The organism is Dyella sp. Tek66A03 (assembly GCF_052567735.1).
Map to the genome: position 1 here is coordinate 609,339 of NZ_CP199584.1, position 18,638 is coordinate 627,976.

The following is an 18,638-nucleotide window of genomic DNA, read 5'->3' on the forward strand; positions in this document are numbered from 1 at the left end:
GAGCGCCCATATGCAAGTATTGACTTGCCTAAATAATAGGCAAGTCAATACTTGCATGTCAAGTGCTGGCCAGCGATCCAAGGGCGCATCAATCGTGGCCGCGCAGCGGTGACTGGCGAATGGCGCTGCTGTCAGTTGCGCTTTCGAGCGCGCCCCTCCCATGGCCAGGATCGGTGGCACAATAAAGCGGTCCGCGGACTTCGAAACCTATCCCGAGCGAGGGAGGCGGCCATGCTGGAAATCGCGAGAGTAAAAGTTGTCGCGGCAGTGACGATAATGCTCGAATCCGGGCTGGCGCCGTTGTTCGCCATGGCCATGGTCGGCTCCTTCCCCAACGTGGCTTCGGCGCAGGCGCCAACGCCATCCTTCGAAACATTCGCCGTTCCCGCCGGCAGCGCGCCGCACGATGTCGCGCCGTCACCCGATGGCACCGTGTGGTACACCGCCCAGGCGCGCGGAGCGGTGGGACGGCTGGACCCACGCAGTGGCAAGGCCGACTGGATTCCGCTCGGCCCGGGAGCAGCGCCGCACGGCGTGATCGTCGGTCCGGATCGGGCAGCATGGATCACCGACGGCGGCCAGAATGCGATCGTGCGCGTCGATGCAAAAACACTGGCCGTCACGCGTTTCCCGCTGCCGATGGATCGCCACGACGCCAACCTCAACACGGCCGTCTTCGACCGGCGAGGGCATCTGTGGTTTACCGGGCAAAATGGTATCTACGGCGAGCTCGATTCAGCCAGCACCCGCATGCGTGTCTTCGATGCGCCACGCGGGCGAGGGCCGTACGGCATCAGCGTGACGCCTGACGGCGGCTTGTACTTCGCGTCGCTGGCTGGCAGCTACCTTGGTCGCATCGATCCTGCGAGCGGCGCGGCACAGGTCATTGAGCCGCCCACACCGAATCAAGGCGCACGCCGCGTCTGGTCCGATTCGAAAGGGCGCCTCTGGGTCAGCGAGTGGACCGCAGGAAAAGTCGGCGTGTTTAACCCGGCAACGCATCAATGGCGCGAATGGCCGCTGCCTGGAAAAAATCCGCACGCGTATGCGATCTTCGTCGATGACAAGGACATCGTCTGGCTCAGCGAATGGAGTGCCAACGCGCTAGTGCGCTTCGATCCGCGCACCGAGGGCTTCGAGGTGTTGACGCTGCCGCGCCCGAACGCAAACGTTCGCCAGATGATGGGTCGCCGAGGAGAGCTCTGGCTATCCGAATCGGGGACCGATCATCTGCTGCTCTATCGGACGGGCACAGCAGATGCCGGTGCCAAATGACGGCACAAAGTCATTAAGGGCAGGTCCTACGTTCGATGTATCGAATGAAGGATCAACTGACTTTCTTGAATTCAACGCCGTGTCCTTCTCGTCGGGACGAGAATCCGGTCACCTTGCCGTGGCTATCGCGCTCGAAGACTCGGCGTGCGCGCGGCTGCCCCGGGGTAAAGAGCACGTCGCGGACCTCGGCCAGCAGCGTCGTCGGTTTGGCGCCGTTGGTGGCACTGAGAAGCTGGCTGCCCTGGCGAGTAATGGTGACGGTAAAGTCCGGTGCTGCCTGATAGGTGCCGGCGTACTGATCCAGCTCGCCGGCGGTAAGCGAGGTGGCGGGCGGGTCATCGGATAGCGCCACGGTCTGGCTCGATATCATGCGCCAGGCATCGCCCTCATCCAGCCATACTTCGGTAGAACGAAAGCGCGGCGTCATGGTTTGATCACCGACGTGTACCGTCGCGTTATCAGTAAAGCTGGTTACCGCAACCTTGCCATGCACTTCGATGTTGAAATCGGTTTGCACCAGCTGATTCGTGACGCCTTTCGGTGCCCCCGGTCCAGGCGTGGTGATGTCCTTCTTGGTGGCAATGTCGCCGCCCTCGTTGATGAAAATCACGTGATCGTCAAGGTAGCGCGCCAGTGTCTTGGTATCGCCCGACGCGGAGGCGTCGGAGAACTCCTGCGACTGGCGCTTGATCTTGGTCGCGACATCTTCGGTGGCGTGCACGGCGCTGGTGGCAAGAACGGCAAACATGATCATGGCGTAAGGCAGGGTGCGTTCCATGGCTATCTCCCGTGTCTGGCTCTCAATGTATATCCCTCGCAGGGCGAATCATGTGCCGTTCGTCGTGGTGCAGCCAGGTAGGAGCATGTACCGGCCGGTGCGCCGCTTCACGCCCTAAGCCGCTCCGCCTACTGTCTGACCAAGCCAGGTTGGCGAGTCGGAAAGAGGGGGCGGTGACATAGCTGGATTAGAAAATGTCTCCGTTCCTTTTTCCCAAGAAAGTCCTGTGCAAGGTCTGCATTTGACCCGAAGTGGGCATGCCGCTCTGCCGGGGTCTTCCATCCACGCGTAGCGACTGACTCGCGGTTATGCTCTTGTTCGCCCGAGGGCACCGTCGCGGTGTTCGTCACGCCCAAGGCCTAGCAGGCGAGAGGAGATTTCCCCATGGCTCATGAATCCGATGCATTGCCAACCGCCTCGCCGACCCAGCGTGCGATCACCATCATCGCTGCCGCCACCGTATTGGCCCTGCTGTACTTCGGAAGGGAAGTGCTGGTTCCGGTCGCCCTTGCGCTGTTCCTCAGTCTGCTGATGGCTCCGTGGGTTCGCCTGTACCGGCGCATCGGCCTGGGGCACGGTGCCTCCGTGTTTGTCGCTGTGCTCGGCCTGGCAGTCGTCATGACCGGATTGGTGACCGTCGTCGGCACGCAGGTCGTTCACATGGCCCGAAGCCTGCCGCAGTACGAGGCGACCGTTCACACCAAGATTCAGACGCTGCGCGCCATGACCATCGGGCGCATGGAGGTGATGCAAGGGGAATTCGGCAAGGTGATCAGCGAGTCCGACGATCGGAATGCCTCCCTGCCGACAAAGTCTGCAACCACCTTATCGAGCGCGACGTCGACGGCGACCCATGGCGTTCCGGAGCAGGCGCAGGCGCCGAGCACCCCCCTGGCGGTCATGACGCGCGTTCTGGTCGCGACCTGGATTCCATTGCAGACGGCGGGCATCGTGCTGGTCGTCCTCATTTTTGTCTTGCTCGAGCACGAGTCCCTGCGCGACCGTTTCATCCGCCTCGTCGGCGGTGCGGACCTGCGTGCGACGACCGCGGCGATCAACGATGCCGGCGGGCGTTTGTCGCGGTTCTTCGTCTCGACGTTCTCGGTCAACTTTGGGGTGGGCGTCGCGATCTGGGTGGGGCTGACGCTCATAGGGGTTCCGAACGCACCGCTTTGGGCGGCCCTCACCGCTACGTTGCGCTTTGTACCGTATGTGGGTGTGTGGATCGTGGCCGTGCTCGCCGCGTTGTTCGCGGCGGCCGTCGTTCCAGGTTGGTCGCTGCTGTTCCTGACGCTGGCACTGTATGCCTTTGTCGAAACCGTCGTGGCGCAGTTCGTCGAGCCTTTTCTCTACGGACATACGACGGGCCTGTCGCCGTTGGCCGTCGTTGTCGCGGCGATTTTCTGGAGCTCGCTGTGGGGGCCGGTAGGCTTGATCATGTCGACGCCGTTGACACTGTGTCTCGTGGTCGCTGGGCGACACGTCAAGGCACTCGATCTGCTCAGCGTCCTGTTGGGCGATACGCCGGCATTGACCATGCAGCAGCGGCTCTACCAGCGCGCCCTATCCGGTGACTTCGACGAAATCCTTGTCGAGGCGCGTGCTTTCCTGAAACGCAAATCGTTTGCCGCCTATTGCGATGCGGTTCTTTTGCCGGCCGTGCAGCTCGCCCGCACCGACCTGGCACGGGGGGTCATCAGCCGGGAGCAGCAGGCCGGCGTTCGAGAGGTCATCGTGACAGTCATTGAGATGCTTGGTAGCGAGGGACGAAAATGGATTCGCCGGCATCACCGGGCATCGGTTCTCGATGAAGTGAGTATCGGCCGCCAACTGCGCCAGCAGCGCGAGGACATCAGCGGTCGCTGGCAGGGGCCGCTGTCGGTAGCTCCGCAGTCGGTGGTTATTTGCATGGGCTTTGGCTCTCTTGCCGATGATCTGGCCACCGAGATTCTTACCCGCATCCTGCGCGACCTGCATATTGATGCGCGACATTTATCCTCCGGTGACTTCGCAGCCTTCGAGGCCGAGCCGCATCCGGACTCGACGCCGAATGCAGTGTCAATGCTCTACCTCGTCACCACGGATCCGACCGGGGCACAGGGCATCGACAGCATGGCAGTCGACATGCGCGGCCGGTTTCCCGCGGCGTGTATCGTTGCCGTGCTGCTCCCGGACACATTGACGCCAGGGGAGGCGCCGGCAGTTGTCAGTTCCGACGTCAATGAAGTCGTGAACTCGCTGGAGGCGGCCGCGCTTCAGGCCATCGATCGGTTTCCCAAGAGCGCGACCGGCTCCGCGCCCTAGGCAGCCACCAACGCCATCATGATTCGACCTGACTTCCGGCAGGTGAAGCTTTCTTGGAGGAGCTCTAGTCTGTCTGGCAGCTGTTCGATCAAGGGTGAATGACCGGTTGCCTTCCCTGGGATGTCACGGTCATCACTTCAACCCGCTGTACCGATGCGTTTTCACGCTCATTCGCGAGGTTATGACCCATGAAAGGCATGCCGTCGATCATCTGTTCGCTGTGTGTTGCCGTCAGTGCGCTATGGATCACGCCTTTTGCTTCCATGGCAGCTCCCGCGACTTCAATGCCTGAGCTGATCACGCTGGACGGCATCATTCACGCTGATAGCGACGACACGCTCGCTTTCACTCCCGACGGAAACACCGTGTTCTTCGATCGGAGTAACGGGCCGCATAAGACGATCATGGTGTCGAATAAAGTGAACGGCTCGTGGTCGACGCCGCAGATCGCCAGTTTTTCCGGTCGCTGGTTCGACCAGGACCCGCTCGTCGCGCCGGACGGGAGCTATCTCTTGTTCGATTCCGATCGGCCAATTACGCCGGGTGGAAAGCCATTGGTGCAGAATTACTTCAGCGGTGGCAAGTCCGCGCCGGGTGCCAATATCTGGAAAGTTCAACGGAAAGGTGACGGGTGGGGCGCCCCCGTGTGGCTGGGACCGGTCGTCAATAACGATGTGTTTATCGATTTCGCGAGTGTCGCTTCCGACGGAACCTTGTACTTCATCCGTTGGGACACGAATGAAAAGATCATGCACATGTGGCGGTCGACCTATCGCGACGGACACTATCTAGCGCCGGTGAGCGCAGGAGTCGGCGACCCTACCGTTTCCATACACGATCCTGCCATCGCGTCGGATCAATCATTCATCCTGTTCGATTACGGCAAGGTAAAGGGAGGCCTCGGTCGCCTATCTATCGCGTTTCGTGAAGGCGACCATTGGGGCAAGCCCATGGACATGGGCGATGTCATAAACAAAGACATTCCATGGGGGGCGCGTCTCTCACCTGACGGCCGTACGGTCTACTACACCGGGCAGTCGGGTATCTGGCAACTCTCACTCGCCCAATGGTTACAACAACCTCGTCACCGATAACGCACTCGGCTCTCCATTTTGGGAGGGCGGCTGGCTTCATCAGGCAATAGGCGCCTCTCGCCCGCGAATACCGGTACGCCATTGCTGGCCTTTGAACAGGTCGTGCCCCGTTCGAGCCATGAAGGCATGTTCCGTCAGGGAGTGCTTTTATCCAGACCATCCACCAGTCGGCGGTGGGCAGTCTCGGTGGCTTCGTCGGCGGGAAACATGGATTCAATGCGCAGTTCTTGCGTGGTGATGGTCTGTGGCGTGCCAACCGTGGTGATCATGGAGAAATAGCGCAGCACCTGACCGTCTTTTTGGAAGCTGAGGGGGACCATGGGTAGCGTGGGTTCAGTCCCTCCGGCGCCGATGGATCGGAGGGACGGGTCGACATCGTCATAGGCGAGTAGCGACGTCAATAGCTCGCGTGTGCGCTCGTCCAGGGTATGGCCGACCGATTCGCGATGGATGCGCTGGATCAGCGCCTTGGAGGCTTCTTTCCAGTTGACGATAAAGGGGCGCAAGGCCGCCGGGTCGAACATGAGGTGGAGCAGGTTGCGCGGTTCAGGGTGCGCCTCAAGGTCGATGAAGGCGCCAAAGAAGCGAAGTGCTGATGGATTCCGCATAACTACGTTCCAGTGGCGGTCCATGACGATCGCTGGAAACGGTTCGTGGTGGCGGAGGATGCGCTCAAGCGCGCGCGTCACGCTGCTCAACTCTTCGGCGTTCCAGGTGTCTTCCTTGTAGGTCGGCGCAAAGCCCGCGGCAATCCATATCTCGTTGCGGTCGCGGAATGGCACATCGAGCGCCTGAGCAATGCTGCCGAGGGTCTGCCGGCTCGGCGCACTGCGTCCACTTTCAATGAAACTGAGATGCCGCTGCGATACGCCGGTATCGAGCGACAGGTCGATTTGACTCTTGCCACGAATGTCGCGCCAATGGCGTAGCAATCGACCGAGTTCATGTTTGGGCAAGTCTTGGGCGTGCTTAGGCATGATCATGAGAATTCCAGCATGCGTTGCCAGCGATCAGCTCTTGTGATTCGTCTCGTGTAACGTCGATAAAGACTTGTGCAAAGGTGTCGGTAAGCAAGAACCGCACCCTCTGTGAAATGCGGAGGGACGGTAAACCAGTGGAGCAAGTCGTCAACTGCGCGACCACATGTGTTGCTTGAATGCCTCTTCGATAGGCGGGTTCGTGATGGTGGCAGTGTAGTTGGTGATCGTGGACGCCGCGACGATCGCAATCACCTCAAGCAAATGCGCCTTGTTGAAACCCGCGTCGAGGAACTGATCCATGTCCTGCTGAGTGAGATGGCCGCGCTTCTCGATCATCGCGCGCGCCAAGAGCGACAACGCCGCGAGCTTTTGATCGTTCGGTAGACGTCCGGCTCGAATGGCGTCGACATCCGCAATAGTAATGCCCTCTTGCAAAGCAAGAGCACTGTGGAATGCGACCGCCCACCGACTCGAATTGGCCGCCGCATCGGTGAGAAGCACGATCTGAATCTGGTCTTCGGCGAAACTTCCGCCGTGAACTTTTCCAAAGAGGCCGACCAGGGACTCGATCAGCACCGGCGATGTCGCCATGGCGCCGGCGATGTTCGGAATGACGCCGAAGGCACTTTGGAGTGTCTCCAGGGAAGCGCGGGAATGTTCAGGTGCGGACTCGATGGTGTGAACGGGAAACGACTTCATGATGATGACCTCACAAGTGCGGGGGAGGGAGCGTGTGCCGGCAGGGGCTGACGGCTTGGGAGGCATCATTGGCTGTTGTCGAGCTAGCAGCAATTACGCGCGAGGTAATAAGGGCGCCTGACCGTTGCAGCCTTGTGACGTGACACACCGGGCCACGAGACCGCCGTTGGGGCAGGTGGCCGAACGATTGCGGCGAGGTGTTGCAGCGACCGGTCGAGATCGCCATCCGAAGCAGGCATGGCCGTCAGTCGTCGCCGTAGTGGTGGACCACATCGGGGCATGGTTTAGGCGGCGCCCGAATGCTGTTCAGTCAACGCCGGGATGCGTAGTCGGGGACACGCCTGGCCGGTACGGTGTAGCCGGGAATCGTGTAGAGCAGGGTGTCGAGCGATTCGCTTGCACGCTCGAGCACCACGCGACCGTCGGCTTCGACGACCGGCAAGGGTTGCGTGGAAAAGTCGAGCCAGCGGATGTCGAGACGACCGCGAAGCGTGTGCCGCAAGTGGCGGACGCGTTCGCGCAGTCGTGTACGTTGCGCGGATGTCAGTCCGTATTCGCCTTGCGTCCGATAGCCGCTGCCGCGCGGGATGAAGGGCAGTACGCACCATTGCGGTACTCCTTCGGCCAGGCAGTAGTCCGCCATCCAGTCCAGTACCCATTCACCACCGGCGACTACCGTGGTCTGGATCCCGGTGGGAATGCCAGCCGCGAGCAGGGCGCGGAGGTGCCGCGTGGCCGGATCGAAGGCCTCGCGGCCTACGACGGCATCATGGTGTGCGCGATCGCCATGCAGGCTTAGCTTGACCCGGGTGTGGGCCGCGCGGAGCGCCGGCAGCAGGCGAGCTGGGAGCGCGATGCCATTGGTGGTGAGCCGCGATCCGCCGCCGCTTGCCTGCACATGGGCGAGCAGTTCGGGCAGGGCGGGATGAATGGTGGGTTCGCCGCCGCAGAAGTGGATCGTTCGTACGCCCTGGCCAGCCAGCCAGTCCAGCCGTTGCATCAGCACAGGAGCGGGCGGGTGCGCGCCGTCAGGAGGCGCCAGGCAAAAGCCGCAGCGCGCGTTGCAATACCGCGTGACGCGAAAGCAAACCATGGCTGGCAGATGCAGTTTCATGGCGACGCCGGAGCCCTTGCGTGGGCGAGCCGATGGTGGCGCCTTCGACGATCAGCGCCTTCGGCTCTCGCTGAGCATGTTGCAGAACAGTGCGCCCTGCTCGAGCGCATCGTCAAGCGCTACATGGTTATGTGGCAGGTCGTCGAACCAGCGCCTGGGCATCGCATTCTTGGTGCTACGCCGATAGTCCTTGCGCAGCAGCACCATGGCCATGGTCTTCATGTCGAGCGCGGAGAAACTGAAAGGGCTGCGCCCGGCGAAACGGATCAAATACCAGTACACGAACATGAAGTCGAACGCTGCCGGATAGCCGACGAACACGGGCAATCCCGGCAGCGCCTCCAGCCATTGGGCGTAGTCCGTCATGGCCGTCTTGGGTGCGCGCAGTTCACGGCGCGTCGCCTGCCAGGCCTCGGGGTGCTGCTCCCACCAGGCGAGCGTATCCGGGTGGCCGCTTGCGCCGGGCAGCAGCTCGAGGTTTGCGGTGAAGGTGCCGAGCAGGGTCTTGTCGGCGGTATAGGCGGCCGATGCAAAGCTCAGCAGCGAATGCGGTCCGGGAATCGGTCCGTCGACTTCGACATCGGTACTGACATAGATCTCGGAACGCGCGGAGTCGCTCATCGGGCAGTTGTAGCACGGGCCTGGAAGCTTTCGCGGAGCCAGCGCGCCATGGCGGCCGGGCCGCGCTTGAGCAGCGCCGTGTTCCAGTCCTTGCAATGCGGTGGCGGCAACAGGCGGCGCGCGGTTGAGCGCGGCAGGCGCTGGATGTAGTGCGCCACCTCATCCTCGCCCGGCGCATTGGCGTCGAAAGCCAGCCACACGATGCGCCTCGCGCAGACCTCCGGCAGCCACGGCGCCCAGCGTCCGATGGTGGCGACGCCGCCCCACCCGCATGCGGCGAGCGAGAGGGCATCGAAGATGCCTTCGACGAGGATCAGTGGCTCGCCATGCCAGCCTGAGCCCGTAGTGGCTACACCGCCACCGGTGCCGATGGTGAACATCTTGTCCTGCCCGCGCAGGGTTTCCAGGTAACGGCCATGCACCGAGGCCAGTCGCGTGTCGCGGTCGTACATGCCGATCAGCACGGCGGCCCGACCGTTCCAATCGGGGTCGAAGCGCATGCCGGCTGCGTCGGCGATGGCTAGCGGAATCCCTCGTCGTTCGACATACGCCTGAGCAGGCGTGCCGGCGAGCGGCGCGGCGCGGGCAAGGCGCTCGTGCGGCAGCTCGCCCGAGTGGGGCATGGTCGGCGGATCGCTGTGCGTGTGCAGGGGCATGGGTGGTCGTGTTGCCAGCCAGGGTACGGCCGGATCGTGCCCGCGTCCCTGACAAGCGGATGTCATGGACCGGCATGAGCGATGGGGGCGACCTCCCGGGTCTGGCCATGTCGCTGACCCCTTGGCTTTCGTTTTATGCGGCAGGCTTGCTTCGCCACTGGATGATCGGGGCGACGGCCTGCCCGCTCATCGAGAGTGTTACTTTCACTGATTGCGCCAAGGCGCTCGGATGCGCCGCATCGCTCTGGCGACCAGGAGAGCGGCTCCCTTTGCAGGGGCGCGGCCCAGTCCGCTGTTACGTAATATCACATGTGATACCGTAACACGGTTATTCGGCTATATGATCCGCGCCATCTCGATGGCAGGGTCTTATCACATGTGATGGATGCCCATGACCGACAAGCAGGACAGGACCCCCCAAACGGCCCGGAAGCGGTCACCCGCCGCCACCGAAGCCCAGCGACGCTATCGAGAACGACAGAAAGGAGCCGGCCTCGTTTCGCTCCAGCTGTCGATCTCACCGGTAGAGCGTGACCACCTCATGGCGTGTCTCGCTGCCTACCGGCTTCGACCACTTACAGCCCAGCTCACGGGAAAGGATTACGACGACATGGATCACCAGCCCTGGACGGCTCAGCGCCTGTTCGACGCACTGAGCGGCCACAGTTATGCGCACGACCGCGGCATCCAGTTCCAGATGCGAAACGGTGGCGACCCGATGATCGAGGCGGAGCTTCCGCACTATGGCGACCTGCCCGTGCAGATCGTGGTGACGGAGTCGGAAATCCGCGCTTCCTCGGTGCTCTGTTCCGCCTCGCACGTGGCGAACACCGCAGCATTCAACGAGATGTGCCTGCGGCTGAACCTGACGTTCCCGCTCTCGGACTTTGGACTGCTGGACGTCAGCGGCGAGCCGACCTACGTGGTGTTCGGCCAGCTCTCCACTCACAGTTCCATCGCGAACATCGTTGAAGAACTTGAAACGCTCGGCCACAACACCATCCTGGCTGCGCACGAAATCCAACCCTTTCTGGCGTGAGAAACAACCATGGCTTCCATTTTCGACAAACTCGTCACCCTCGTCCGCGGTACTGGCACCAACATCGGCCAGACCATCGTCGACAAGAACGCCATCACCATCCTTGAGCAGGAAGTCCGCGACGCCACCGCTGCCATCACCGACGCGCGCAACGCGCTGGTCAAGCAGATGGGCGAGCGCAAAGTGAAGACGAATGCCACCGACCAGATCGACCAGAAGCTGAAAGAGCTGGGCAGCTGGACGCAGCAGGCCATCGACAAGGGCAACGAAGCGCTGGCTCGCGAATGCGCGGGCAAGATCGCCGCGCTCGAGAACGAGCGTGCCGAGCTGCAGAAGACCGTCGACAGCATGAGCGAGAACATCAGCCGCCTGGAGGCTTCGATCAAGCAGGGCGACGTCACCATCGCCGCGCTCAAGCGCCGCATCGATGCCGTCAAGGCGACCGAACAGGTCCAGCGGGCGCAGGAAACCGTGTCCGCCGCGGGCACCGGGGCCAACGCCAAGGTGCGCAACGCGCTCGACTCGCTCGATCGCATCAGCTCCCGTCAGGAGCAGCATGCCGCCGAACTGGAGGCCGCCAACGAAGTGGCCAGCCAGGTGGGTGACGGTGGCCTGGAGCAGCGACTGGCCGAAGCCGGCATCCTTCCCGGCGCCACCGCCGCCGACGACGTGCTGGCTCGCTTCAAGAAGCCCGGCGCTTAAGACGCCTCCGCACCAGCGATAAACCTCGCCCGCTTCGGCGGGCCGAGTTCCTTCACGCTCGCATCCGACGCCGAGGGGGCGTCCATCATGTTTGGTTTATTCAAGCAGAAAACCGCAACGACCGATGCCAAGCCCGAGCTGCCCATGGGTTTTCGCCTGGGCGGTGCCGTGCGCATCGACAACGTCATGTTCCGCGCCAACGCAGGCGCCTTTGCCTTTGACATCCCGTCGGACGACCAGATGATCGAGGCGCTGGGCAGCGTCGACCTGGGCGGCGGCAGCCATCTGCGCCGGCTGTATCTCACCGACGATGCGTGGATCCAGCTCAGCATGACGGGCGATGACATCGACGACATGAAGCTGTTCGTGTTCGCCGAAACCCGCAATCCGCCGACCAAGCTCGATTTCCGGCGACTCGCTGAAGCCGGTTCGGAAATCGGCCAGTCCAGCATGGTCTACGCCGGCCACCGCTACGAGCGCGTGTGGTCGAAGGAACTGCCAGGCTGGGTGCCGCCCATCGTCTATGACGAAAGCGTCAAGCACATGCCCGACGGCGAAAAGGATTTCGAGCTCACGCATTACTCCATGCTTTACCAGCGCGAGATTCCGGGCATGGGCGAGCGCTACGAGTATCTCTTCCTTACGCTGGAGGATTATTCGGCCGACGAATTCGTCTACGTGATCTCGCTCGGCTGCGACCTATCGAGCGCCGATCTCGTCATCAACTAACGCGCGTGAACGGAGGCATGCCATGAAACGCTCCACTGCCTGCAAACTCATCCTGATGGGTGTGGCACCGCTTGCGCTCGCCGCATGCGATTCGAAGCCGGAGGTCGCCGAGGCCAACTACAAGACGGTCGATGAGTGCACCACCGCCGGTAATCCGCAGCTCGAATGCCAGAAAGCGTTCGACAAGGCACAGGACGGCCAGGTTGCATCCGCGCCGCACTACAAGACGCGCGAGGACTGCATCCGCGACTACGGCGAGGACATGTGCCAGTCGCGCGTCGACAACCAGGGCAGCAGCTTCTTCGGCCCGCTGATGACCGGCTTCCTGATCGGCCGCATCTTGCAGAATAACCGCTACGTCTATGTTGAATCGCAACCGATCTACCGCACCCGCGATGGCCGCGACTACCAGCCCTATACGAGCAGCGGCGGTGCCGGCGGCTTTCGTTCGTCGTATTCCGGCTGGTCGACGGGCAAGTCATGGAGTGGTTCCGGTGGTTCGGACGCAGGCTCGCATGCGATCACGGACAGTCGTGGCGGCTTCGGTTCGGCATCGGCCGCGCGCGGCGGCTGGGGCGGCTGAGCGATGAGGCGCTTCGTGGTCGAGCCACGTGCGGACTGGAAGCAAACCGCCGAGACGTACGGCTTCAACTTCCACACCATCCGCGGCGAGCCGTACTGGGACGAGACCGCCTATTACGCGTTTTCGCTGGCACAGATCGAGCGCGACATTGAAGCACCGACGCGCGAGATCCACGAGATGGCGATGGATCTCGCCGGTGAGATCGTGCGCAGCGAGGCGCTCATGCAGCGCCTCGCCATTCCTCGCCACTATTGGGATTGGATCGCCGACTCCTGGGGTCGCGGTCAGCCGCATTTGTACGGGCGCATGGACCTCGCCTACGATGGCACCGGCCCGGCCAAGCTGTTCGAGCTCAACTACGACACGCCCACCAGCCTCTACGAGGCCGCGTTCTATCAGTGGGTGTGGCTCGAGCAGCAAGTCGAGCGCGGCGTGCTGCCCAAGCGGGCGGACCAGTACAACTCGATCCAGGAAAAGCTGTGCGAGGCCCTGGCGACCATCGCCAAGTCGCTGCCGCGGCCATTTTATTTCAGTGCCGTGCGCGAGTCGGCGGAAGATCAGGGCACCGTGCAGTACCTGCGTGACTGCGCCCACCAGGTCGGCATCGATGCCGGCCTGATCGCCCTGGAAGACATCGGCCTGTCGACTACGGGAGCCTTCACCGACCTCGACTCCATCGTGATCGGCACACTCTTCAAGCTTTACCCGCTGGAGATGATGTTCGAGGACGAGTACGGCAGCCACCTTCCTTCCTCCGGCATCCAGCTGATCGAGCCGGCCTGGAAGGCCGTGCTGAGCAACAAGGGCGTGTTGCCGTTGCTGTGGGAGCGGCATCAGGGCCATCCCAACCTGCTGCCCGCCTTCTTCGAAGACGCGCCCACCACTTTGACGCCCGGGTGGGTACGCAAGCCCATGCTGTCGCGCGAAGGCGCCAATATCGAGCTGCTCACCACCGATGGCACGGCCGCCTGCACGGACGGCCCCTATAGGGAAGGACCGCGCATCCTGCAGGCCTGCCATCCACTGACGCGCTTCGACGGTGGTTATCCCCTGATCGGCAGCTGGGTCATCGGCGACTTGCCGGCCGGCATGGGCATCCGTGAAGACCGCTCGCTGATCACGCAAGACACCTCGCGCTTTATTCCCCATGCCATCGTGGATTGAGGCGGGCAACGGCGCCATCCAAGGTGAAAACGGTGGCCCGCTTCACATCAAATACGCGCTTGACAGCCCATGTCGATTTTCCCACTTCTCGTTCGTCGGTAAGGTACCGCGGTAATTCCGCCGCGGCCTATATCCAAAGGTCAGAAAAATGAGCAAGAAGATCTTCGTTAATCTGCCCGTGACGGACCTGAAGCAGTCGAAAGCGTTCTACGAGGCCGTTGGTGCGGTCAACAATCCCGCATTCAGTGACGATACCGCGGCGTGCATGGTGTTCTCCGATGCGATTTACGTGATGCTGCTCACGCACGACAAGTGGCGCCAGTTCACGAGCAAGCGGATTGTCGATGCGCACGTAGACGCACAGGTGCTGTTGTGTCTGTCGGGTGATAGTCGCGACGAAGTGTCCAGCCTGGTTGATAAGGCGAGTGCCGCCGGCGGGAAGGCCGATCCGACGCCCGTGCAGGACTACGGCTTCATGTATGGCCGCAGCTTCGAGGATCCCAACGGTCATATCTGGGAAGTCATGTGGATGGATCCCAGCGCCATTCCGCCCCATGGTTGAGTATTCCTTCAACGGGCAAGGGGCATGCGTCTAGTCGCGTAGGCCGAGAAGGTACGCTTCCGACCGAGGCGGACCTTCTCAAAAAAAACGTCGCATGACGCCATTTGTGCCCGTGGATGAAACGATCATCAATTGCCGGCGCTGGCGCTGGCGCTTGAGCCCGCTGCAAGCCAACGGGCGCTATCGCCGGGGCATTAGTTGGTGCGGTACGCTTCACCCAGCCACATGCAAGGGAGCTCCGGGGGGAGTGTCCCTATGCGACGTGCAAGGGGGGCTTCGTGAGTTGTTGCAAAGATCCGGCGACATCGGTCGCTTGTGCGAGTGTGAAAACGGTACGAGCAAACCATCCATCTGTGCGGGTTGAGCTTGTCTGTTTGATGCGACTCTTGCTGGCCATGGTATGCCTGAGTGCCAGCATGATCTGCCTCGCCGATGACGGATCGGTGATACCGGTCGACGTCCTGCGGGACACGACGCGGGTGACGGCGCTGGTGTCGAATGCCCAGCAAGATGCCTACAAGAAGGTCATGGCGGCCTATGCCAAGGAAGAGGCAGCCCATTCCAACGACGAAGTGCTGGTATTGGCGCGCTGCAGGTTCATCGACGGCTTCGTAGAAAGCGAAGACCTTTCATGGAGCGAAGACGCCGAAGCGGATAAGGAGGCTTGCCAGCAGGCACTTGACCATCGTTTTCACGATCGTGCTGAATCCAATCTCTACCTTGCCCAGCAACATTATGGCGAGGATGCCGTCGGCTTCATGCGGAACTTGCTGCCCGCGAGCCAGCATTGGACGCCACAGCAGCAATCGCGCCTACACGCCCTGCTTGCCCGGGCTTATACGTCGAAGAAGCAGACGGCCTTGGCGGGTCAGGAAGCGTTGGCATCGGTGCAACTGGATCCGGCCAGCAACGAGCTTGTGACCGCACTGCGCTATCTGTGCAACACCGGCCGGTGCAGTCAGGCGGAAACGATGCTCGCCAGGACGCCTGTCTCGAAAGAGCCTTGGCAAGCGTCGCAGCGCGTGCGTTTCGCCGCGGACAACCTGAGTACGCGTGTGGCGATAGACGAGCTGGCTCGCTCTCAGCACACCGGTGCGCAGGGTGATCCATGGCTTGCCGCCCATGTCTATATGCGAGCGGGCATGCCGGCGAAGGCGGCCGAGGTGCTGAGCAAGATCAAGACGCCATCGACCTACCAGACCATGGAGCAGTACAAGCTGCGCGCGGAAATTGCCTACGGGCAGGGGAACGGCCAAGCTGAGTCGGCCGCGATTCGGGAGTGGTTCGCCAAGGTCGGCTTTACGGAACCTTTGCTCTTCGCCTATGGATCACTGCTGGCCCACGATCCCATGCAATTGTTATCTCCGCCGCTGATGCCTTTGGCTTTGTTGACGCTGGCCATGCTGATCGTGATGGCCTTGCTGCCTGGCCTGATCGCTTTCCCCGCGCATTATCGCGGCACGGTGCGGGCGCGCCTCAATAAACCGACACCGCCCATCTTCGAGTCCATCGGGCTACGCCACATGTGGTTGGGCCTGGGCACGCTGCTGGTCATTTCGGTCCTGGTGCCGATGTTGGGGGCAGGGAGCGCGCTGCAGGTGGTCTCGGCGGGTCGTGCGCTGTCTACTGCCGAGCAGACCGCCTTGGCCGTCTCACAGCTCGCAACGGTGGCGCTTGCCGGCTTGCTTCTGCTGCCCGTTATCCGGCAACTCACGTGGCGACAATGGGTTGGTGATCGTGGCCTGTTGGTGGCCTTGATCTCCGTGCCGGCCTTCATGATTCTCAAGATCGTGATCTTCTGGCTGATCGCATACGCAGCGCATGCGCATGGACCGATCCAGAGCACGACGCATGATCGTGAAATAGTGGGGATCGCGGCGGGCGCTGCGCATATCGGTGGTGCTGCCCTGGCGCTGCTTCTGGTTGCGGTGCTGGTGCCGATCCTTGAAGAACTGGTGTTTCGCGGCTTTATCCTCGGAGGACTTACTCGTCACCTGAGTTTCGGATGGGCGAACACCTTGCAGGCATGCCTGTTTGCCATCCTGCATTTCGACTTCACCCACGTGGCGTTCTATGTTTCGCTTGGCCTTGTCGCAGGCTGGCTGGTTCGCCGAACACGCGGCCTGGGCGCATCGATAGCGTTGCATGTACTGAACAATGCCATCGCCACCGTGTGGTTGCTTTCTGCAGGGTGATGTCCGATAGGCGACCAAGTGCCCGTTTGGACTGAGGCTCGAGAGAAGCATAGTGTCCCTTCCGACGGCGGTCTCAATCGGTTGAGGCCGCAACCCGGGGCAATGAGATGGACTCCTCCTCACCATCGGCATCGTTGAGTGCCAGACTGGAGTTGCGAAACAACCAGTCAACGGCGAGAAGGAGTCCACTCATGAAGCTTATGCGCATTGGGGTCGACTTGGCCAAGAATGTCTTCCAGGTCCACGGTGTCGATCGTCGGGAGAAGGCGGTGTGGCGCAAGAGGCTGCCGCGAGATCGATGGTTGCAGGCAGTGAGTGAAGCCGCCGAACCGGGCTGCGAGGTCGGCATGGAGGCCTGTGCCGGTGCTCACCATTGGGCCAGGCAACTACAGGCGCGAGGTTTTCGAGTGAAGCTGATCGCGCCCCAGTACGTGAAGCCGTACGTGCTGCGCAACAAGAGCGATGCCAAAGATGCGGAGGGCATCTGCGAAGCAATGAGTCGGCCCAGCATGCGCTTCGTTCCGATCAAGACGGTGGAGCAGCAAGACATCCAGGCCGTGCATCGCATTCGCACCAGGTTGGTGGATGATCGGACGGCCAAAGGCAATCAGATCCGTGGCCTGGTGGCCGAGTATGGCCTGGTCGCTCCCAAAGAGTTGTCTTCGTTGCGTCAGGCGATCCCGTGTTGGTTGGAACGCGCCGACAACGGCTTAAGCGCACGCTTTCGCCATCTGCTTCATGACCTGTGGCAAGACCTGCTCACGCTCGATGCACGTGTGATGGAACTGGAGGACGAGATTCGAGCGCTGGCGAAGTCCGATCCCGACGCGGTTCGTCTGCAACAGTTGCGTGGCGTCGGCCCGATCATCGCCACTGCACTGGTAGCGGCGATAGGCGACGCCAAACAGTATGCCAATGGCCGCCAACTGTCGGCCTCGCTAGGCCTGACGCCGGCGCAACACAGCTCGGGCGGCAAGGAGCGGTTGCTGGGCATCAGTAAACGCGGGAACGCCTACGTGCGCTCGCTGTTGGTGCATGGCGCCCGAGCGATGCTGCGTACGGCGGCCACCAAGGACGATGCCTTAAGCCGATGGGTGATCCAGTTGGCGGCACGATCCCACCCCAACGTGGCCTGCGTGGCGCTGGCCAACAAGACGGCGCGCATGGCCTGGGCCATGTTGCGTCATGGCACGGATTACCAGCCGGCCTTGGCGGCCGCCTAAACGAGTCACGTCTGGAACTATCCTATCCACGATTGCGAAGCACCCTGCACGATGACGAACCGGTCGGACCGGCGTCGGCAAAACCCTGAAATGTCCACGTGCCACGAGCACGACGGAGCGATTGGGAGCCGATGCGCGACTAGCTCATCAAGGCCCAGCAACCTCCGGGAGTGAGGTTGGCGGAGGCCGGATATACGTTTGCAGTCGACACGGACGCCAGAGCGCGGGATGCTTGCAACAGGGGAGGAGTCCATATACGGACATTCGGCAACAAGGTGTCGACGGCCTTTCATTAATGCAAGGGGAGCGTGGTGACAAATGGCTTTGCGATAGCGTTGCTTTTTCTTTGTTCCATGTTGGCTGCATTTTTTGCAGCAAGAAATTCGCGTACTGAGCAAAAAAATGCCGAATTGCTTCGGAAAACCGGCGAGCTTAAGGCTCCCCGGTGGCCCGTGGTCATCTTCTTAATGCTGGCCTTGGTAGCCAGCTTCATGGCGGTTGTGACGGATCATCCAGGTGCGAGAGGCCCCACGTGGCCCATGTCCCTGTTTGGGTTCGGCGGCACGGTTTTTGTCTTGGTGCGCTCGTTTACTGGCGTGCGCCTGGAGCCGGCTGGTATGCGTTTTGGCTGGCGATACCGAAACTACGTGGCCTACTCGGAGATGGCCCAGCTGGAGCTGATGTCAACGGCCAGATCTATTGTTCTCTCAGTGGTGGTTCGATATCGCGGGAAGGAAACGGTCGGAACAGATCTTGCGTATACGCGCCTGCTAGTCGAAGAGCTGCAGAAACGCTCGGGGTGTGAGATCACATATCGTGACTATCGAGGACGAGTCACCCAGGCCCCGCAGTGGTGGGGCAAGCTTTAAAAAGGTCCGCTTTCGACTGCGACTTCAGGCGGTGAACGCAACACACTATAG

18 protein-coding genes are annotated in these 18,638 nt (G+C 61.8%); 12 read left to right on the forward strand and 6 right to left on the reverse strand.

Translation table 11 applies throughout. From position 1 onward, the window contains the following. The first annotated feature begins 276 nt into the window (after nucleotides 1-276). A complete protein-coding gene (locus ACT01B_RS02665; RefSeq protein ID WP_445145852.1) occupies nucleotides 277-1,275 on the forward strand; it encodes a Vgb family protein in 999 nt (332 codons plus the stop codon). A gap of 52 nt (nucleotides 1,276-1,327) precedes the next feature. Here ACT01B_RS02665 and ACT01B_RS02670 read toward each other — a convergent pair whose 3' ends face one another. Then, nucleotides 1,328-2,053: a DUF4440 domain-containing protein gene (locus ACT01B_RS02670; RefSeq protein WP_445145853.1), complete on the reverse strand. Its 726-nt coding sequence runs from the start codon at nucleotides 2,051-2,053 to the stop codon at nucleotides 1,328-1,330. Between the two features lie 384 nt (nucleotides 2,054-2,437). On the opposite strand from ACT01B_RS02670, the gene ACT01B_RS02675 reads away from it, so the two are divergent. Together ACT01B_RS02675 and ACT01B_RS02680 are read left to right on the forward strand one after the other, a co-directional pair. After that, entirely contained in the window at nucleotides 2,438-4,357 is a 1,920-nt protein-coding gene (locus ACT01B_RS02675) for an AI-2E family transporter (protein ID WP_445145854.1), read from the forward strand. Between the two features lie 188 nt (nucleotides 4,358-4,545). Continuing rightward, nucleotides 4,546-5,451: a hypothetical protein gene (locus ACT01B_RS02680; protein WP_445145855.1), complete on the forward strand. Its 906-nt coding sequence runs from the start codon at nucleotides 4,546-4,548 to the stop codon at nucleotides 5,449-5,451. A 134-nt stretch (nucleotides 5,452-5,585) separates the two neighbouring features. Here the strand turns inward: ACT01B_RS02680 and ACT01B_RS02685 are convergent, their stop codons facing one another. From ACT01B_RS02685 to ACT01B_RS02705, 5 genes are all read right to left on the reverse strand, one after another. Then, nucleotides 5,586-6,434 (reverse strand): helix-turn-helix domain-containing protein, encoded by an 849-nt coding sequence (locus ACT01B_RS02685; protein WP_445145856.1) that lies wholly within the window; start codon nucleotides 6,432-6,434, stop codon nucleotides 5,586-5,588. Nucleotides 6,435-6,578: 144 nt separating this feature from the next. After that, on the reverse strand, nucleotides 6,579-7,130 hold the full coding sequence (locus ACT01B_RS02690; RefSeq protein ID WP_445145857.1) for a carboxymuconolactone decarboxylase family protein: 552 nt from the start codon (nucleotides 7,128-7,130) through the stop codon (nucleotides 6,579-6,581). A 310-nt stretch (nucleotides 7,131-7,440) separates the two neighbouring features. Continuing rightward, nucleotides 7,441-8,244, reverse strand: coding sequence for a radical SAM protein (locus ACT01B_RS02695; protein ID WP_445145858.1), 804 nt, complete (start codon nucleotides 8,242-8,244; stop codon nucleotides 7,441-7,443). 51 nt (nucleotides 8,245-8,295) lie between these two features. After that, nucleotides 8,296-8,865, reverse strand: a complete 570-nt coding sequence (locus ACT01B_RS02700) for a hypothetical protein (protein ID WP_445145859.1) — start codon at nucleotides 8,863-8,865, stop codon at nucleotides 8,296-8,298. Next, entirely contained in the window at nucleotides 8,862-9,521 is a 660-nt protein-coding gene (locus ACT01B_RS02705; RefSeq protein ID WP_445145860.1) for a toprim domain-containing protein, read from the reverse strand. Before ACT01B_RS02705 ends, ACT01B_RS02700 begins: the two co-directional genes overlap by 4 nt. A 391-nt stretch (nucleotides 9,522-9,912) precedes the next feature. On the opposite strand from ACT01B_RS02705, the gene ACT01B_RS02710 reads away from it, so the two are divergent. From ACT01B_RS02710 to ACT01B_RS02750, 9 genes are all read left to right on the forward strand, one after another. Beyond that, a complete protein-coding gene (locus ACT01B_RS02710; RefSeq protein ID WP_445145861.1) occupies nucleotides 9,913-10,560 on the forward strand; it encodes a YjfI family protein in 648 nt (215 codons plus the stop codon). 9 nt (nucleotides 10,561-10,569) lie between these two features. Further along, nucleotides 10,570-11,262 (forward strand): PspA/IM30 family protein, encoded by a 693-nt coding sequence (locus ACT01B_RS02715; RefSeq protein WP_445145862.1) that lies wholly within the window; start codon nucleotides 10,570-10,572, stop codon nucleotides 11,260-11,262. Nucleotides 11,263-11,349: 87 nt separating this feature from the next. After that, entirely contained in the window at nucleotides 11,350-11,991 is a 642-nt protein-coding gene (locus ACT01B_RS02720) for a DUF2491 family protein (RefSeq protein WP_445145863.1), read from the forward strand. Between the two features lie 22 nt (nucleotides 11,992-12,013). Then, nucleotides 12,014-12,574 (forward strand): DUF1190 domain-containing protein, encoded by a 561-nt coding sequence (locus tag ACT01B_RS02725; protein WP_445145864.1) that lies wholly within the window; start codon nucleotides 12,014-12,016, stop codon nucleotides 12,572-12,574. Nucleotides 12,575-12,577: 3 nt separating this feature from the next. Continuing rightward, nucleotides 12,578-13,738 (forward strand): glutathionylspermidine synthase family protein, encoded by a 1,161-nt coding sequence (locus tag ACT01B_RS02730; RefSeq protein WP_445145865.1) that lies wholly within the window; start codon nucleotides 12,578-12,580, stop codon nucleotides 13,736-13,738. Nucleotides 13,739-13,886: 148 nt separating this feature from the next. Continuing rightward, nucleotides 13,887-14,300: a VOC family protein gene (locus ACT01B_RS02735; protein WP_445145866.1), complete on the forward strand. Its 414-nt coding sequence runs from the start codon at nucleotides 13,887-13,889 to the stop codon at nucleotides 14,298-14,300. A gap of 377 nt (nucleotides 14,301-14,677) precedes the next feature. Beyond that, the gene (locus tag ACT01B_RS02740; RefSeq protein WP_445145867.1) at nucleotides 14,678-16,495 is read left to right on the forward strand and encodes a lysostaphin resistance A-like protein; all 1,818 of its coding nucleotides are present in this window, start codon (nucleotides 14,678-14,680) and stop codon (nucleotides 16,493-16,495) included. A 191-nt stretch (nucleotides 16,496-16,686) separates the two neighbouring features. Then, entirely contained in the window at nucleotides 16,687-17,718 is a 1,032-nt protein-coding gene (locus ACT01B_RS02745) for an IS110 family transposase (protein ID WP_445145868.1), read from the forward strand. A gap of 311 nt (nucleotides 17,719-18,029) precedes the next feature. Continuing rightward, nucleotides 18,030-18,587 (forward strand): hypothetical protein, encoded by a 558-nt coding sequence (locus ACT01B_RS02750; protein WP_445145869.1) that lies wholly within the window; start codon nucleotides 18,030-18,032, stop codon nucleotides 18,585-18,587. Nucleotides 18,588-18,638: the final 51 nt, after the last annotated feature.

Coding starts and splice junctions, on each gene's coding strand:
- ACT01B_RS02695 (WP_445145858.1), bottom strand. CDS start 8,244: ATGAAACTGCATCTGCCAGCCATGGTTTGCTTTCGCGTCACGCGGTAT.
- ACT01B_RS02740 (WP_445145867.1), top strand. CDS start 14,678: ATGCGACTCTTGCTGGCCATGGTATGCCTGAGTGCCAGCATGATCTGC.
- ACT01B_RS02680 (WP_445145855.1), top strand. CDS start 4,546: ATGAAAGGCATGCCGTCGATCATCTGTTCGCTGTGTGTTGCCGTCAGT.
- ACT01B_RS02735 (WP_445145866.1), top strand. CDS start 13,887: ATGAGCAAGAAGATCTTCGTTAATCTGCCCGTGACGGACCTGAAGCAG.
- ACT01B_RS02705 (WP_445145860.1), bottom strand. CDS start 9,521: ATGCCCCTGCACACGCACAGCGATCCGCCGACCATGCCCCACTCGGGC.
- ACT01B_RS02665 (WP_445145852.1), top strand. CDS start 277: ATGCTCGAATCCGGGCTGGCGCCGTTGTTCGCCATGGCCATGGTCGGC.
- ACT01B_RS02675 (WP_445145854.1), top strand. CDS start 2,438: ATGGCTCATGAATCCGATGCATTGCCAACCGCCTCGCCGACCCAGCGT.
- ACT01B_RS02715 (WP_445145862.1), top strand. CDS start 10,570: ATGGCTTCCATTTTCGACAAACTCGTCACCCTCGTCCGCGGTACTGGC.
- ACT01B_RS02720 (WP_445145863.1), top strand. CDS start 11,350: ATGTTTGGTTTATTCAAGCAGAAAACCGCAACGACCGATGCCAAGCCC.
- ACT01B_RS02700 (WP_445145859.1), bottom strand. CDS start 8,865: ATGAGCGACTCCGCGCGTTCCGAGATCTATGTCAGTACCGATGTCGAA.
- ACT01B_RS02690 (WP_445145857.1), bottom strand. CDS start 7,130: ATGAAGTCGTTTCCCGTTCACACCATCGAGTCCGCACCTGAACATTCC.
- ACT01B_RS02685 (WP_445145856.1), bottom strand. CDS start 6,434: ATGATCATGCCTAAGCACGCCCAAGACTTGCCCAAACATGAACTCGGT.
- ACT01B_RS02670 (WP_445145853.1), bottom strand. CDS start 2,053: ATGGAACGCACCCTGCCTTACGCCATGATCATGTTTGCCGTTCTTGCC.
- ACT01B_RS02710 (WP_445145861.1), top strand. CDS start 9,913: ATGACCGACAAGCAGGACAGGACCCCCCAAACGGCCCGGAAGCGGTCA.
- ACT01B_RS02730 (WP_445145865.1), top strand. CDS start 12,578: ATGAGGCGCTTCGTGGTCGAGCCACGTGCGGACTGGAAGCAAACCGCC.
- ACT01B_RS02725 (WP_445145864.1), top strand. CDS start 12,014: ATGAAACGCTCCACTGCCTGCAAACTCATCCTGATGGGTGTGGCACCG.
- ACT01B_RS02745 (WP_445145868.1), top strand. CDS start 16,687: ATGAAGCTTATGCGCATTGGGGTCGACTTGGCCAAGAATGTCTTCCAG.